Here is a 15,032-nt window from a genome sequence, read left to right as displayed (position 1 = left end):
CATCAGGAAATCTGTCGCCGCCTCGATGCTGGTGCCGGTGCCCCTGGTCCGGTGGTAGATCAGGTCTCGCGCCATGCGCAGGACGTGGTGCTGTCCTTTGCGCGGGCGCAGGTACAGCTCCACGCGGTCCGTGAAGGCAATGAGGCCGACCTTGTCATTGTTGGCCTCGGCGGCGAAGGCCAGTAGCGTTGACACCTCGGCCGCAAGGTCGCGCTTGGTGATGTTAGTCGTGCTGAAGGCGGCCGAGGCGCTGAGGTCGACGAGCAGATAGACGGTGAGCTCGCGCTCCTCGACGAACTTCTTCACATAGGGCGAGCCCATTCGGGCCGTGACATTCCAGTCGATCGTGCGGACTTCGTCGCCCGGGAGGTATTCGCGCACCTCGCTGAACTCGATGCCTTTGCCGCGGAAGACCGAGTGATACTCGCCGAAGAACAGCATGCGCACCAGGCGTCGCGCCTTGATCTGCAGCCGCCGCACGCGCGCCAGCATCTCTTCCGGCGTGAGTCCCGGCGCCAGCTCCGTGGTGGCCGCAGTCATGCCTTGCCCCGTTGTACGCGAGTGAGATCAGCATATCAGTGTGGACGCCGTGAAGTTCGAGCCGCCTGAGGTCCGAGGCGATTGTCCGCGTCGCGGCTGCTTTGACGCATGCCGCGCGCCAGCCCGAACACGACCGGACCCGCAGGATGGCGTCCGGCATAGCCGCCGGCTGGACTCGAAGCCCTGGTTTCATCGATGGTGACGACTTCCACGGCGTTGTCGACCTGACGCTGTCGGGAGGGCAGGCACGGTTCGCTCTTCCGCTCGAGCACAAAGCCGCCAGCAAACACAGAGGGCCGGCGGTAAGCCGGCCCTCTCGATTCACAACTGGCGGACGGCGGCCCGCCTAGACCTCGCGGAACTCGCCCTCCACGGTGCCCTCCGGGATCTCCTCCTCGGGTGGAGCGCCGCCGGGAGCGCCTCCCGCCTGGCCGTACACGGCCGCGCCGATCTTTTGCATGGACGCATTCAATTCGTCCACGGCCCGACGGACGGCATCCATGTCAGTGCCCTGCAGGGCCGTCCGCACTGCCTGGACCTTGCCTTCGACCTCAGTCTTGAGGTCGGCTGGCACCTTGTCTGCGTTATCGCGCAGCGTCTTCTCCGCCGTGTAGGCAAGGCTATCGGCTGCGTTGCGCAACTCGATCTCCTCCCGGCGGCGCTTGTCCTCGGCAGCGTGCATCTCCGCCTCACGCTGCATCCTCTCGACCTCTTCCTTCGTGAGGCCCGAGCCGGCGGTGATTGTGATCTTCTGCTCGCGGCCCGTTGCCTTGTCGCGGGCGCTGACGTTGAGGATGCCGTTCGCGTCGATGTCGAACGTCACCTCGATCTGGGGCACGCCGCGCGGGGCCGGCAGAATTCCGTCCAGGATGAAGCGGCCAAGGGACTTGTTGTCCGCTGCCATCGCCCGCTCTCCCTGGATGACATGGATCTCGACTGAGGGCTGGTTGTCCGCCGCGGTGGAGAAGATCTGGCTCTTCGAGGTCGGGATCGTCGTGTTGCGCGGGATCAGCGGCGTGGCCACGCCACCGAGGGTCTCGATGCCCAGCGTTAGCGGCGTAACGTCGAGGAGCAGGACGTCCCGCACCTCACCCTTGAGCACGCCAGCCTGGATTGCCGCGCCGATGGCGACAACTTCGTCCGGGTTCACGCCGCGGTGCGGCTCCTTCCCGAAGAACTGACGCACCTTCTCGATGACCAGCGGCATGCGGGTCTGGCCGCCGACCATGACGACTTCGTCGATTTGGGCTGCCGTGATACCCGCGTCCTGGAGCGCCATCCGGCAGGGCTCGAGCGTCCTCTCCACCAGGTCGCCGACCAGCTGCTCCAGCTTCGAGCGGGTCATGGTGATGTTCAGGTGTTTTGGCCCCGAGGCGTCGGCGGTGATGAAGGGGAGGTTGATGTCCGTCTGCATCACGGTCGAGAGCTCAATCTTGGCCTTCTCAGCCGCCTCCTTCAGCCGCTGCAACGCCATGCGGTCCTGCTTGAGGTCGATGCCCTGGTCGCGCTTGAACTCATCGACAAGCCAGTCGATCACCCTCTGGTCGAAGTCATCGCCGCCAAGGTGCGTGTCGCCGTTCGTCGACTTCACGTGGAAGGTGCCCTCGCCGATCTCGAGGATCGAGATGTCGAAGGTGCCCCCGCCCAGGTCGTAGACGGCGATGGTCTCCTCGCCCTTCTTGTCGAGGCCATAGGCCAGGGACGCGGCCGTCGGCTCGTTGATGATGCGCAGCACCTCGAGGCCGGCGATCTTGCCGGCGTCCTTGGTCGCCTGACGCTGGCTGTCATTGAAGTAAGCCGGCACGGTGATGACGGCCTCGTTGACCGGCTCACCGAGGTACGCCTCCGCGTCCCTCTTCAGCTTCTGCAGGATCATCGCCGAGATCTCGGGCGGCGAATACGTGCGGTCGCCGAGCCGCACCAGGACGTCGCCGTTGGGAGCTGCCTCGACCTTGTAGGAGAGCAGCTTCAGGTCGCGCTGGACCTCGGGGTCATTGAACTTGCGGCCCATCAGACGCTTGATCGAGTAGACGGTGTTCTCGGGGTTAGTGATCGCCTGTCGTTTGGCGACCTGGCCCACCAGACGCTCGCCGCCGCGCGATATGGCAACGACCGAGGGCGTAATGCGCCCGCCTTCCGCGTTCGGGATGACCACCGGCTCGCCCGCCTCCATGACGGCGACGCAGGAGTTAGTGGTCCCGAGGTCGATTCCAATTACCTTAGCCATTGCGTTATCTCCAAATCACTCAGTTGTCGTCGATAGCCTTCGCCCTGTTCCGGCGGGCGCTGGCGGAGTCCAGGCTGGTCCTAGAGCCTGCCGGCGCGTTTGGCGAGCACCGCGTCTACATTGCTGATCGCATTACGCAGGCGCTCTCGCTCCTCCTTGTCCTGCGCAAGTTCGAGCGCCCGGGCGAAATTGCGCTTCGACTCGTGCAGGAGGTTCTCGATCGTCATCTCCGTCATCGCGCCGGTGATGGGCGCGTCTGAAGGGGCGTTGATACGCGCCTGCGCCGCGTCCCAGTAGGCATTGCCGGCGCCAAAGTACGCCCTGATTTCGGAGGGGGCCCTGCGCGAAGCCTCCTTGAAGGCCTCGACGGACTGGTCGAAGCGAGTCATCGCCCGCATCTGCCATCCGAGCAAGAGGGGCCAGAGATAGTTGTCCTTCTCCGCCTCCATCTTCTCGCGCAGCACGGCTGCCGCGGCCGGCATCTGTCCGGCAACGCCCTTCTCGCCGGCGCGTCGCAGCACTTCCGGGTTCAGCGCGTCCCGCTGCTTCTCTTCCTCCTTCGTCAATCCGTCCAGCTTCGGCCGAGTCTTACCGCCGAACAACGGCATGTCCCTGTCCCCTCGTGCCGCGCCCCATGCCCGCGGCAGTGGCGCAAAATGCAGCCTACCCGGCTGCGTCCTTCGGCTTGCCAACGACAACCATCGCCGGGCGCAGGACCCGGTTGTTCAGGGTGTAGCCCTTCTGCACCACGCTCAGCACTTTGCCGTCCTCGCCCTCGGCGAAAGCCACGGCCTCGTGGTAATTGGGGTCGAAGTCGGCGCCCTCGGCCTGGATCTCCCTGACCCCGTTCATCTCGAGCACCGCCTGGAACTTGCGGTAGATAAGGCGAATGCCGTCCACCCAGGTCAACCCGGCGAGGTGCGAATCGATGCTCTGGAGGGCGCGCTCCAAATCGTCGAGGATGGGCAGGATATTGATGATGAGCGCGGCCGTAGCAAGGCGGCCCATCTCCTCGCGCTCCTGCTCCACGCGGCGTTTGTAGTTCTGATAGTCGGCCGCGGCGCGCTGCCAGTTCGCGAGGTAGGCCTGGGCCTTCTCGGTCTCCTCCGCCAGCTGCCTGGCAAGGGCCTCCGCGCTGCTGCCCTGCCCCGAGGGGTCATTCTGCTCCTGGCTGCGGTCTGGGAGGGTCGACGCCCTGCGGTCAACTATTCGCGCTTCGTCTTCTTGCCTTTCAGACATAGTGTCCTCATCACCCATATTTAGCAGCGTTGAGGCCGGACGACGGCCTAGATCTGCGTGACCAGCTCGCCCAGGACGGCCGCAAGGTAGCGGACGGTGGGGATTGTACGCGCGTAGCGCATACGGGTCGGGCCGATAACGGCTACGACGCCCGATGCCCCGCTCTCACTCCCGTAACGAGCGAACACGATGCTGCAATCGCGCATCGTCTCTAGCGAATTTTCCGACCCGATGAGCACGCTGATGCCCTCGTCCTGCAGTTGGCGTATCGGGATCGCGCTCACCAGGGTGCGTTCCTCGAGGGCGTCCACCAGGTCCAGCATCCGGTCCGACCGGGCGAACTCCGGCTGCGAGAGTACCTCACGGACGCCGTCGCGATAGACCTCGCCGAGGGCGAGCGACTCCTGCTCCATGAGGTCGATGACTGCCTCGAGGACCTGCTCCTCAAACTCGGAAGCTGGTGGCGGCTTCGCGCGGATGTCGGCGACGTCCAGGCCGCCGTAGCGTTCGTTTATGCGACCGGCGACCACCGTGAGCTGAGCCTGGTCCATCGGCTCGCGATGCCCGATGACCTGCTGGCGGATGCGAGCCTCCTGCAAGACGACCACGAGCAGGGCGCTGAAGTCCTGCAGGGAGACGAGCTGGACATGCTTGAGCCTGGTCTCGCGGCTACGCGGAGCCGTGACCACGGCGAAGTTGCGCAGGTGATGCGCAAGGACAGCGGCAGCAAGCTGAAACCACTGCTCCAGGTCACGTTCAGCCTGGTGGAACTGGTGGCGGATAGTCTCGCGCTCCTGCGAGCCGAGCTGCTCCTCCGACATCAGCGCCTCGACATAGTAGCGGTAGCCGCGGTCGGAGGGTACTCTGCCGGCGGAGGTGTGGGGCTGGGTAATGAAGCCTGCCTCCTCCAGGCGGGCCATCTCGTTCCGGATTGTCGCCGAGGAGTACGGCAACTGGTGCTTGCGCACGATGTACTCGGAGCCGATCGGGACCGCGGTCTCCACGTAGTCCTGGACGATCAAGTTGAGCAACGTCGAGCGGCGCTCGGTAAGCATCGTTTCGTGCTGGTCCTTCAGTCGTTAGCACTCTCAGGCCGTGAGTGCTAACAAGCTGAATCTAGCAAAGGGGGGGGTTCCCTGTCAAGGTTGTTGACCCCCCGGCGAGGCCGCTCTTAGACTGACGCAGGCCCGCGCAACGCTGTTGCATCGGAGGACTCATGGGCGCACGCATCTCCGGGATCGGCAAGGCCCTCCCCGCTCGCATCCTGACCAACGCCGACCTCGAGAAGATGGTGGAAACCTCCGACGAGTGGATCACCGAACGCACCGGGATCAAGGAACGGCGCATCGCCTCCGAGGGGGAGACTACCGCGACGCTCGGTGCAGAGGCCGCGCGGGGAGCGCTCCAGACTGCGGAACTCGACCCTTCGGACGTCGATCTCGTCATCTGCGGCACGGTCACGCCTGCGTTGCAGTTCCCCTCGACGGCCTCGCTGATCCAGGACATGATCGGCGCCCGCCGGGCCGGCGCCTTCGACGTGAACGCGGCTTGCGTCGGCTTTCTGTCCGCCTATGCGACGGCAGCCGGCCTGATCAACTCGGGGATGTACAGGCGCATCCTCGTCGTCGGCGCCGAGACGCTCTCGCGCATCGTCAACTGGGAGGACCGCGGCACGTGTGTACTCTTCGGCGACGGCGCCGGCGCGATCATGCTCGAGGCAAGCGAACGCGGAGGGCCCGGCTCCGTCGTCCTGCGCAGTGACGGTTCCCTGGAGCGCATCCTCTACGCCCGCGGACCCGCTACACCACCTTCTGCCATCGACGCCGAAGGGTTCTGCATCGTCATGGACGGCCGCGAAGTCTTCAGAGTGGCTGTGCGGGCAATGGAGGAAGCGGCGCGCCAGGCGATAAGCGACGCCGGCCTCTCCCTGGACGACATCGATTACGTGGTCCCACACCAGGCCAACGCGCGCATCATCTCCTCCGTCGCCAAGAGCCTGGGCGTGGCTTCCGACAGGGTAATCGTCAACCTCAACCGCTACGGGAACACTTCTTCGGCGTCGATCCCCCTTGCCCTCTGCGAGGCCTGGGAGCAGGGGAGGCTCAAACCCGGCGACAACCTCGTCCTGGTCGCCTTCGGCGGCGGCCTGGCCTGGGGCGCGACAGTTATCGAATGGACGGGCCTGGGCCGGCCGGCGGCGCAGGCCGAACCGGCATCCATGGCCACCAGCGCCTGAGGCTCTGACCGCTGCCGTCGTACCGCCCGCGCTGGTACGCTTAGCGCATGACAGCCTCCGATCGGCGTGTCCTCATCACCGGGGCCGGTACGGTCACGCCCTTCGGACGTGGCCTCGACGCCCTCTGGGCGGCCGTCCGCGAGGGCAAAGAAGTGCCGGCGGCGCGCCTGGAAGACTACGCGCCGCCCTCGAATCTGGACCCCGCGGCGCGGGCCGGCCTCGGCCGGGCTTCGCTCCTCGCGGTCGACGTCGCGATCCAGGCGGTGGAGGACGCCGGTTTGCCCTTTACCGCGCAGACGGCGCCCTTGATCGGGGTCGCCTTCGGCACCATGGAAGGAGAGCGCGAGAAGCCTGTGCCCGGCGCCCCAGCGTCATCGGTAGCCCGCGTCCTCGGAGTGGCGGGGCCTCTCCTGTCCCTCGAGGGCCCTGGCTCCGGCCTCACGGCCCTGCTCGAGGGCTTCGAGATGTTGAAGCGCGCGGCGACGCCCGTCGTCGTCGTGGGCGCCATCGACACCGTTGCCGTGCCTGAGGCCGCCGTCGCGCCGGGCCGGCCCTTCGCCGCCGGTCGCAGCGGCTATTCCCTCGTCGAGGCAGCCTGCGCGGTCGTGCTCGAGGACGCGGAGATCGTAGAGGCGCGGGAGGCGCGCGTCTACGCCGAAGTGCTCGGCGGCGGCATGGCCTTCAGCCGGGCCACCGTAATGGACCCCTCGCCCAACTACGTAGACGCCGCGCGCGCCATGCGAGCCGCGCTCATCAGCGCCGAGGTGTTCCAGGGGGAGGTGGAGACCGTGTTCGCAGGGGCGTGGGGCGACAGGCTGGCCGACGAAGCCGAAGGTCGAGCCATCAGAGACCTCTGGGGGCCGAACGCGGACCGCCTCACTGTGACTTCGGTGCAGGGCGCCACTGGTTTCGCCCCGGCCGCTTCCGGACTCCTGTCGCTCGTGACAGCCCTCAGGTCGCTCGAGACGGGCATCGTGCCGCCCACCGCAGGCTGCGACAAGGCCGATGAGCCCTTCGCCCCGCTGGACATCGTAACCACCTCCGCCCGCGCCTGGCGCTACAACACGGTCATGGTCAACGCCATCTCTGAAGCCAACAACGTCTCCGTCATCCTCCGGAGAGCATAGGCCCGGCATACTCCTCCCGCTTCCCGCGCCCAATCCGCTACCATCCGCCACGTGGACTACCTGGACGCCCTCCGTTACCTCTATTCCCTGGCCGACTTCGAGCGCTCGGGGCGCTTCGCGGACCGGCCCGATGTCGCGCCCGTGCTGGCGCTCCTCGCGGAGCTTGGCGACCCGCACCTGGGGCGCCCAACGCTGCACATCGCGGGGAGCAAGGGTAAAGGCAGCGTGGCCGCTATGGCCGCGTCGATCCTTCAGGCCGCCGGCCTGGAGACCGGTCTCTACACGAGCCCGCACCTCAACAGGTTCACGGAGCGCATACAGGTCGCGGGCGAGCCGGTGAGCTCCGCGGAATTCGCCGCCGGCGTCGCGAGGGTGAAGGCGGCAGCGGAGCGGGTGCGCGCGAGGATGCCAGGACGCGCTCTTGTCACCTTCGACATCCTCACGGCCCTGGGCTTCCTCATTTTTCGAGAGCGCGGCGTCAAGGCCCAGGTCATCGAAGTCGGCCTGGGCGGCCTGCTTGACTCCACGAACGTCTTTCAGGCAGCGGCGCACCCGGCCCATGTGGCCGTGATCACGAACATTGGACTGGAGCACCGCGAGGTCCTGGGCGACACCATACCCGAGATCGCGCGGCAGAAAGCCGGCATCATCGTCCGCGGCCGCCCTACCGTGATGGCGCCGCAGCGGGAATCGGCGGCAGACGTCATCCGGGAAGTGGCCCGGGACCAGGACTCTGACCTCACCGAGGTCGCGCTCGCCTGCCACATGCGGCGGGATAGCGCCAGCTCCGACGCCCAGTCATTCCGGCTGCGGACCCCCGGCGGCGGCTATCAGGCGAAGCTGCCGCTGATCGGGAGGCATCAGCTGGATAACGCGGCGACGTCCGTGGTCGCAGTGGAGAAGCTGGCATCTGCCGCCGGTATTTCCCTGAGCGAGGAGAGCGTGAAGAAGGGCCTCGAGGCCGTGAAATGGCCAGGGCGCATCGAGATCGTAAAGCGGCGACCCTTGATCGTCGTCGACGCGGCGCACACGGCGGATTCGGCGCGCCGCCTGCGGGACGCCGCCGCGGAGTATCTGCACATCGACGGTGCAACGCTCGTCGTGGGCGTGATGGGGGACAAGGACCTGGAGGGCCTGGCTATGGCGATCGAGCCCATTGCCCGCAGGGTCATCGCAACGCGGGCGGACCATCCGCGGGCGCTCGACCCGGAGGCGGTAGCGCGCGTCTTTCAGGGCATGGGGATCGAGACGTTCTGGGAGAGTGCAGTCCCGGCCGCCGTCGACGCCGCGACGCGGCTCTCGACGCCTTCGGACGCCATCGTCGTCCTCGGGTCCGTGGCTCTAGCGGGCGAGGCGCGCGCCCACATCCTCGGCCTCGAGCGGGACCCACCCCTCTAGAGCGCCACGCAGCGCCCGCCGCTCACGAGGGCGCTTCTGGCAGCGACGCTGAAGTCTCTGTTGACAGTTGTTATGACGATTCGTACACTTGTGCGTCAGAACGTACGTTTGCAAGCAAGGACGGTCCGGCATGGCGATCGACACCCGCAAGTCGCTATCAGCGAAGCAGCAGGCAATCCTGCGCTTCATCCGCAACTTCCTCATGGAGAAGGACTACCCGCCCAGCATCCGGGACATCCAGGAAGGCTGCGACATCAGCTCCACGTCCGTGGTCGACTACAACCTCAAGGCGCTCGAGCGCCTGGGATACATCCGCCGCGACCGAGAGGTATCGCGGGCTATCGAGCTGCTGGACCGAGGCTCCCGCCGGCCGCGTTCGCGTCTCGTGCCGGTGATCGGGCAGATCGCCGCCGGCCAGCCGATACCAGTGCCAGCGCCGGACACCTGGGCACAGCAGGACTTCGAAGACAGCATCGAGGTCACGGACGAGATGACGCGCGGGCGGGAGAACGTATTCGCCCTGCGCGTGAAGGGGACGTCCATGATCGACGCCCTGGTCAACGACGGTGACCTCGTCCTCATGGAGGCCACGCAGTCCGCTGACGACGGCGACATGGTCGCCGTCTGGCTCAAGGACCGGCAGGAAACCACACTGAAGAAGATCTACTTCGAGGGCGACCGCGTGCGCCTGCAACCGGCGAACGTCACGATGGCGCCGATCTACGTGAAGCCCGAGGACGTGGAGGTCCAGGGCAGGGTCCTTTACCGCCTCGGCCGCTAGCTCCCGGACCCGCCCGCGCCGGCGGGCCCGCGAAAGCTGCTACCATGTGTGCGCCAGCGCTGCGCGGCGCCTATCCACGTCTTTCCCCTCGAGAACCCTATGGCCGACGTTATCCTCGAGATCGAAGACCTGCGCACCTACTACCATGACCGTAAGACGGTGCTAAAGGCCGTCGACGGCGTCAGCCTGAAGCTCGAGCGGGGGTCCGTTCTCGGCGTCGTCGGCGAGAGCGGCTGCGGCAAGTCGACCCTCGCCCTTTCGATACTCAACCTCGTCCCCCACCCCGGCCACATCAACGGCGGCCGGGTGCTGTTCGAGGGGCGGAACATATTCGAGATGTCCGCCAGCGAACTGCGAAGCCTCCGCGGCCGCAAGATCTCGATGATCTTCCAGGACCCCGTCGCCGGCCTTAACCCGGTGCTCTCCGTCGGACAGCAGGTGGAAGAGATCATCACGACCCACACGGGCATCAGCCACGGCGAAGCCCGGCGCATGGCGCTGGAACTCCTGGCCAGCATGGGCCTGCCCGACCCGGCGCGCATCGCCGACCGCTATCCTTTTCAGCTCTCCGGGGGCATGGCCCAGCGCGTGATGATCGCCATCGCCACAGCCCTGAAGCCGTCGGTCCTGATCGCCGACGAGCCGACTTCCGCCCTGGACATGACAGTCCAAGCCCAGATCCTCGAGGAGTTGCGGCGGCTCCAGCGTAGCGGCGTGTCCATCATCCTCATAACCCACGACCTCGGCGTGATAGCCCAAATGGCGGACAACGTTGCCGTAATGTACGCCGGCCGCATCGCCGAAGAGGGCACAGTGGAGTCGATCTTCCGCCGCCCGCGGCACCCTTACACCTGGTCGCTCCTCGCGGCCCTGCCGCGCATCGACGAGACCGTGGGCCGCCTGCGGCATGTACGCGGCCGCCCGCCAGACATGACGAAATTGCCTGACCAGTGCGCCTTCGTCCCTCGCTGCCCGAAAGTGCGAAACGAGTGCCGCCAGCTAATCACGCCGCCCCTCGAACTCATCGAAGAGGGACACTGGGTCGCCTGCTACAACCCCATGTACCACGCCGAAGAAGACCAGGGCGAAATCGCCGACGACCTCGAGGACTGAACGCCGGCCGAGTGACTGGCGGCCAGTCGGAACTGGACGGCCTACGCTATCCTGGCCGCCTGCTGCCGAAGCCGCGACGGCCCGCGCCCGCGATCTGCGCCAGGTCTACGATCAAGAGATCGAGGGCCGTTTCGATGTCCATGACCCCTGTCTTCACGGCCACGTCGGCCTCCAGGAGGCGCCGAAAGGCTCGCTCCAGGTTCTCCGCCGGATAGCGGCTTGCCTGGTCGATGACTTTGCCCAGCGGGAAAGCGTGCGCTATGCCCAGGCGCTCGCCAATCTGGGGTGCGCTCAATCCCTCCCTGAGCAGTTCCTGGGCAAGCAGTATCTGGCGGTACTGGCGCACGAGCATGCTCAGGAGCAACTGCGGCGGGTGCTGCTTCTCGTCCATCCGCCGCAGGACGCGCAGGGCACTGTCCGCCTGGCCGGCGACGACGGCGTCGGTCAGGTCCCAGGTCTGGTGGCTGACAGCCCCGCTCCCCACCTCCTCCACGTCCTCTACCTCTATACGCCGGCCGCCAACGTAGGCCAGGAGCTTGTCGACCTCCTGAGCCAGCTCCCCGAGGTGAGCGCCGTCGACGAGCTCACACAGGCGGTCGAGAGCGGCGGCCGATATCTTCCCGCCCTGCGCCTCAACCCGCGCCTCCGCCCAGCGGCGCATCTCCTGCCCGCGCTTGATGGGGAAGTGCCTGACCGAGGCAATGCCCTTGAAAGTGTCGATAAAGCCGGCCGAAGGGGCCTCCTCCAGCAAGACCACGGTCGTCGTTTCCGGTAGGTTGGACAGCAGTTCGACAAGCTGGTCTAGCTCCGAGGCCGCCCCCGAGCTCCCGCCACGGCGCGGGCGGCCGCCCCGACGGCGGCCTTCGAGCCGCTTCGAGAGCGAGTCGATGATCACCAAACGCGGCTCGGCGAAGAAGGTGGCCGTGTGCGCCGCCGACGCGATCTCGCTGACGGGTGCAGTCCCCTCCAGCCGGACCACGTTCGCGTCGGCGACCCCGAGCCGAGAGCGGAGCTCGCGCACGGCTTCGCGGGCCGAGAAGCCATCAGGGCCGTGAAAGATGTGCAGCCGTTGCGCCGCCGCCACTACTCGAGCTCGATCTTCCAGCCGGCCCAGAGCACCGCAAGGGCACCCAGGTAGAGAGCCGCGCCCGGCCAGAGCAGAGCTTCGAGCGCTTCGCCGAAAGCGTCTCCGTCCGCGCTGGCCGCCGTCCACGCTGCCCAGATGAGCGGGGCAAGCAGGGCCACCAGCGGCATCCACCACAGCACCAACGGCTCGCGCTGCTTCTCGCTCTCCTCGGCCATCTCGACGCGATCTTACGAGATGAGGTGCCCTTGCGCTCAGTGGTCGAGGAGGGCCCTGGCGCGCAGGAAGACGCGGTCCAGCATCTCCTCTGTGAGGCGTCCCGTGAACGTGTTCTGCTGGCTCGGGTGGTAGGAACAGATCACGACCCGCCCATCGCTCAGCGTCGCCTCGACGCCATGGCCAAACCGCGGCCGGGAGGTCATGCCCAGGGCGCGCGCCGCGCCGTCGTAGGCGAAGGAGCCGAGACAAACGACGACTCGAAGGCGGGTCAGGAGCCGCACCTCGCGTTCCAGATAGGGAAGGCAGTTATCGCGCTCTTCCGGCAGGGGCCTGTTCGCGGGCGGCGCGCACCGCACTACGGCCGCGACGTAGGCGTCGATCAACCGCAGGCCATCGTCGCGACTCACGCTGACGGCCTGGTTTGCGAACCCTGCCCGGTACATGGCGGCGAAGAGCCAGTCGCCTGAGCGGTCTCCGGTGAAGATGCGCCCGGTGCGGTTGCCGCCGTGCGCCGCCGGAGCAAGCCCGACGACGAGGAGGCGCGCCGCTGGGTCGCCGAAGCCCGGAAGCGGCCGGCCCCAGTACTCCCAGTCGCGGAAGGCGGCACGCTTCTCCCGCGCCACCTGCTCTCGCCAGGCGACCAGCCTGGGGCAGCGACGGCACTCGATGACCTCCGCGGTAACGCGCTCCAGCGAGTCCCCTTCTGGCGGCTGGTTCAACCCGCCTTCCCAAAGGCACCGGCCGCGACAAGCGCCTGATAATCCTCCTCGGAGAGACCGCCAAGGTTCCTGAGGACGTAGAAGTTGTGCTCGCCGAGGCCAGGCGCCTGCCGCGGCTCGATGAGCGCGCCGTTGCCCCAACGCCAGGGCAGTCCCGGCAGGAAGTGCGGCGCTCCATCGCGCGAAGGCACCGGCTTGTAGAAGCCGCGGTCCCAGAGGTGGGAGTCGCCGAAGAGGTCGTTCGTAGTCAGGGAGGCGGACGCGGGCACTCCCGCGGCCTGCAGCGTCTCCATTACGGCAATGGCTTCCTGGTCTCGCGCCCAGGCCGCGATGCGCGCATCGATTTCGGCCCGCGCCATGCGTCGTTCGGCCTCCGAGAGGCGCCACATTCCGGCAAGGGAGGGCACAAGGCCGCAGAGAGCCTGCCACTGCCGCTCATCTTCGACCGCCACAGCTAGCCAGCTGTCTTCGCCCCTGCAGCGGTAGACACCGTGAGGCGACAGGAAGGCATGGTCGTTTCCGGCCGGCGCGGCCTCCGGTACGCCCAACTGGGCGCGGATCAGGGGCCCCGGCATCGTCCACAGGAGGCCCTCCAGCATCGAGAAGTCGATATGCCGCCCGCCTCCTCCCCGGTCGCGGTTGTGGAGCGCCGCGACCACGCCGAAAGCCATGAGGAGCCCGCAGAGCGGGTCCGCCCAGGCGAGGCCCGTGCGCGGCTCCCGCCCGGGAAAGCCGTTCAGCGTCGCGAAGCCGGAATAAGCGCTGAGCAGGTTGCCGTAGGCGACCCACTCGGCTCCCGGGCCGGTGCGGCCCAGCCCGGATGCGGACAGGAGGATGATGTCGGGATTCAGGGCCCTGAGGCTGTCGTAGCCGAGCCCCAGCCTGTCCATGACGCCGGTAGCGAAGTTCTCGACCACGACGTCGGTGTCCCGTAGCAGGCGGCGGACCGCGTCCAGGGCGCCCGGCGCCTTGAGGTCAAGAGAGAGCCCGAGCTTTGACTGGCCGAGCACGTCGTGCAGTTCGGAAGCTCGGCCCGTGTCCGGGCGTTGCGGCGACTCTACCTTGATCACCTCGGCGCCCATGAGAGCAAGGTAGCGGGTGCAGGTGGGGCCAGCGATCACCCAGGAGAAGTCCACGACCCGGATGCCCGACAAGGGGAGCGGCGGTGCCTGCCGCGGCCCTGGGCTGATACCCGGCGGCTCTTCACGTGGCAGCCAGTCACTGCCGGCGCCCGCGGCGCGGGCTTCCGCCGCATAGTCGTCCGGCGGCAGGCCGAACGGCGGCCTGGGCACAACCACAGCGGGGCCATCGCCGCCCAGGAGCGGAGTGAAGAAGCGCCGGTGTTGGAGCTGCGGTTCGTCCAGCATCAAGGCGGGCGTGCCGAAGGGAAAGCAGGGCACGTGGGCGGCCTGACAGGCCTCGAAGATCTCGTTCGACGTGCGCTCCCTGGTCCAGGAGGCCATGTGCTCGAACAGGTCCTCGTAGTTCGAGGTACGCAACGCCCGGGTGGCGAAGCGGGGTTCAGCGCCCCATTCCGGTTCGCCGAGAACTTTCAGCCAGTTCCGCCATTGGTGCGGCTCGCGCGGCGAGACGGCGACATAACCATCCCTCGTAGGGAGCACCGGAATCACGGCGCTGCCGCCTCGGACTCGGCCCTCTCGAGGCGCCGGCTGGCCGCCAAAGGCCGGCATCGCCAGCTCACGCGGCGCCATGAGTGCGAGGGCCTCCTGCCAGGAGACGTCGATTAGCTCGGGCGCCCCGCCGCGGCGGCGGTGGTACAGGGCGTGCATGGCGGCGCAGGCCGCCGTCAGGCCGGCGATGAAGGCCGCCTGCTCGCCCGCGGCGCGGACCGGTGGCTCCGCCTCCGGGTCCTCCACGTGACCGACAAGCAGGCGGGCAATCCCGCTGGCATGGAAGGAGATCAGGTCTCCCCCGCGATAGTCGCGCTTCGGGCCCTCAAGCCCGAAGGGCGTTATGGCCGCGACGACCAGCCGCGGATACTGGCTGGCTAGCCAGGCCGGCGCCAATCCCAGGCTCTCGAGCATGGACGGCGGCATATCAAACACCGCGAGGTCAGCCGACTCGAGGAGCCTGGCCAGCGCGCCGGCGCGTTCCTCCGCCGACGTGTCGACGCCGAGGACGCGCTTGTTGGCGCTGAGGGCGCCGGCCTCGGCGGGGTCCCCCGGCTCTCTTCGGGCCGGCGGCGTAGGTACCACGACCACGTCCGCACCTAACTGCGCGAAGAGAAGACCGCAGACGGCAGCCGCGCGGCCGCCGGCTTCCAGGACACGCACTCCGTCGAGGATGGGACTCATGAAGCGCTATCCGTCAGGGGCTCCACCTCCTCGG

General features: G+C 67.5%; 14 protein-coding genes. 5 read left to right on the top strand and 9 right to left on the bottom strand.

Features of this window, described 5'->3' with window-relative positions; translation table 11 throughout:
- The 5 genes from VNN10_10240 to hrcA form a co-directional block, all read right to left on the bottom strand.
- A partial coding sequence (locus VNN10_10240) for a DUF58 domain-containing protein (GenBank protein ID HXH22400.1) occupies positions 1-540 on the bottom strand: 540 nt, incomplete at its 3' end.
- A gap of 346 nt (positions 541-886) precedes the next feature.
- Positions 887-2,767, bottom strand: coding sequence for a molecular chaperone DnaK (gene dnaK, locus VNN10_10235; GenBank protein HXH22399.1), 1,881 nt, complete (start codon positions 2,765-2,767; stop codon positions 887-889).
- A gap of 80 nt (positions 2,768-2,847) precedes the next feature.
- Positions 2,848-3,375 (bottom strand): hypothetical protein, encoded by a 528-nt coding sequence (locus VNN10_10230; protein HXH22398.1) that lies wholly within the window; start codon positions 3,373-3,375, stop codon positions 2,848-2,850.
- A 55-nt stretch (positions 3,376-3,430) separates the two neighbouring features.
- A complete protein-coding gene (locus tag VNN10_10225; protein HXH22397.1) occupies positions 3,431-4,006 on the bottom strand; it encodes a nucleotide exchange factor GrpE in 576 nt (191 codons plus the stop codon).
- A 47-nt stretch (positions 4,007-4,053) separates the two neighbouring features.
- Positions 4,054-5,061, bottom strand: coding sequence for a heat-inducible transcriptional repressor HrcA (gene hrcA / locus VNN10_10220; protein ID HXH22396.1), 1,008 nt, complete (start codon positions 5,059-5,061; stop codon positions 4,054-4,056).
- 161 nt (positions 5,062-5,222) lie between these two features.
- Between hrcA and VNN10_10215 the strand changes: the two genes are divergently transcribed.
- The 5 genes from VNN10_10215 (at position 5,223) to VNN10_10195 (ending at position 10,661) form a co-directional block, all read left to right on the top strand.
- Positions 5,223-6,242, top strand: coding sequence for a beta-ketoacyl-ACP synthase III (locus tag VNN10_10215; protein HXH22395.1), 1,020 nt, complete (start codon positions 5,223-5,225; stop codon positions 6,240-6,242).
- A gap of 47 nt (positions 6,243-6,289) precedes the next feature.
- A complete protein-coding gene (locus VNN10_10210) occupies positions 6,290-7,369 on the top strand; it encodes a hypothetical protein (GenBank protein HXH22394.1) in 1,080 nt (359 codons plus the stop codon).
- A gap of 51 nt (positions 7,370-7,420) precedes the next feature.
- Positions 7,421-8,767 carry a folylpolyglutamate synthase/dihydrofolate synthase family protein gene (locus tag VNN10_10205; GenBank protein ID HXH22393.1) on the top strand — a complete coding sequence of 449 codons (1,347 nt, stop codon included), beginning with the start codon at positions 7,421-7,423 and terminating at the stop codon, positions 8,765-8,767.
- 130 nt (positions 8,768-8,897) lie between these two features.
- On the top strand, positions 8,898-9,548 hold the full coding sequence (gene lexA, locus VNN10_10200) for a transcriptional repressor LexA (GenBank protein ID HXH22392.1): 651 nt from the start codon (positions 8,898-8,900) through the stop codon (positions 9,546-9,548).
- A gap of 99 nt (positions 9,549-9,647) precedes the next feature.
- Positions 9,648-10,661 (top strand): ABC transporter ATP-binding protein, encoded by a 1,014-nt coding sequence (locus VNN10_10195; protein ID HXH22391.1) that lies wholly within the window; start codon positions 9,648-9,650, stop codon positions 10,659-10,661.
- A 46-nt stretch (positions 10,662-10,707) separates the two neighbouring features.
- Here VNN10_10195 and holA read toward each other — a convergent pair whose 3' ends face one another.
- Genes holA through VNN10_10175 form a run of 4 tightly spaced genes read right to left on the bottom strand, consistent with a single transcriptional unit; the run spans position 10,708 to position 14,998 of the window.
- Entirely contained in the window at positions 10,708-11,745 is a 1,038-nt protein-coding gene (gene holA, locus VNN10_10190; protein ID HXH22390.1) for a DNA polymerase III subunit delta, read from the bottom strand.
- Positions 11,745-11,963: a hypothetical protein gene (locus tag VNN10_10185; GenBank protein ID HXH22389.1), complete on the bottom strand. Its 219-nt coding sequence runs from the start codon at positions 11,961-11,963 to the stop codon at positions 11,745-11,747. The genes holA and VNN10_10185 overlap by 1 nt, the downstream gene beginning before the upstream one ends.
- A gap of 36 nt (positions 11,964-11,999) precedes the next feature.
- Positions 12,000-12,683: a uracil-DNA glycosylase gene (locus VNN10_10180; protein HXH22388.1), complete on the bottom strand. Its 684-nt coding sequence runs from the start codon at positions 12,681-12,683 to the stop codon at positions 12,000-12,002.
- On the bottom strand, positions 12,680-14,998 hold the full coding sequence (locus VNN10_10175) for a CoA transferase (GenBank protein HXH22387.1): 2,319 nt from the start codon (positions 14,996-14,998) through the stop codon (positions 12,680-12,682). The genes VNN10_10180 and VNN10_10175 overlap by 4 nt, the downstream gene beginning before the upstream one ends.
- Positions 14,999-15,032 lie beyond the last annotated feature (34 nt).

It is taken from the genome of Dehalococcoidia bacterium (genome assembly GCA_035574915.1).
Lineage (GTDB): Bacteria > Chloroflexota > Dehalococcoidia > DSTF01 > WHTK01 > DATLYJ01.
The sequence above is the reverse complement of the archived record's forward strand: the minus strand, read 5'-3'. Positions and strand labels throughout refer to the sequence as shown.

Excerpts from the sequence above, each read along its gene's own strand:
- VNN10_10225 (HXH22397.1), bottom strand. The coding sequence starts at position 4,006 with ATGTCTGAAAGGCAAGAAGACGAAGCGCGAATAGTTGACCGCAGGGCG.
- VNN10_10230 (HXH22398.1), bottom strand. The coding sequence starts at position 3,375 with ATGCCGTTGTTCGGCGGTAAGACTCGGCCGAAGCTGGACGGATTGACG.
- VNN10_10215 (HXH22395.1), top strand. The coding sequence starts at position 5,223 with ATGGGCGCACGCATCTCCGGGATCGGCAAGGCCCTCCCCGCTCGCATC.
- VNN10_10185 (HXH22389.1), bottom strand. The coding sequence starts at position 11,963 with ATGGCCGAGGAGAGCGAGAAGCAGCGCGAGCCGTTGGTGCTGTGGTGG.
- VNN10_10210 (HXH22394.1), top strand. The coding sequence starts at position 6,290 with ATGACAGCCTCCGATCGGCGTGTCCTCATCACCGGGGCCGGTACGGTC.
- hrcA (HXH22396.1), bottom strand. The coding sequence starts at position 5,061 with ATGCTTACCGAGCGCCGCTCGACGTTGCTCAACTTGATCGTCCAGGAC.
- VNN10_10175 (HXH22387.1), bottom strand. The coding sequence starts at position 14,998 with ATGAGTCCCATCCTCGACGGAGTGCGTGTCCTGGAAGCCGGCGGCCGC.
- VNN10_10195 (HXH22391.1), top strand. The coding sequence starts at position 9,648 with ATGGCCGACGTTATCCTCGAGATCGAAGACCTGCGCACCTACTACCAT.
- dnaK (HXH22399.1), bottom strand. The coding sequence starts at position 2,767 with ATGGCTAAGGTAATTGGAATCGACCTCGGGACCACTAACTCCTGCGTC.
- lexA (HXH22392.1), top strand. The coding sequence starts at position 8,898 with ATGGCGATCGACACCCGCAAGTCGCTATCAGCGAAGCAGCAGGCAATC.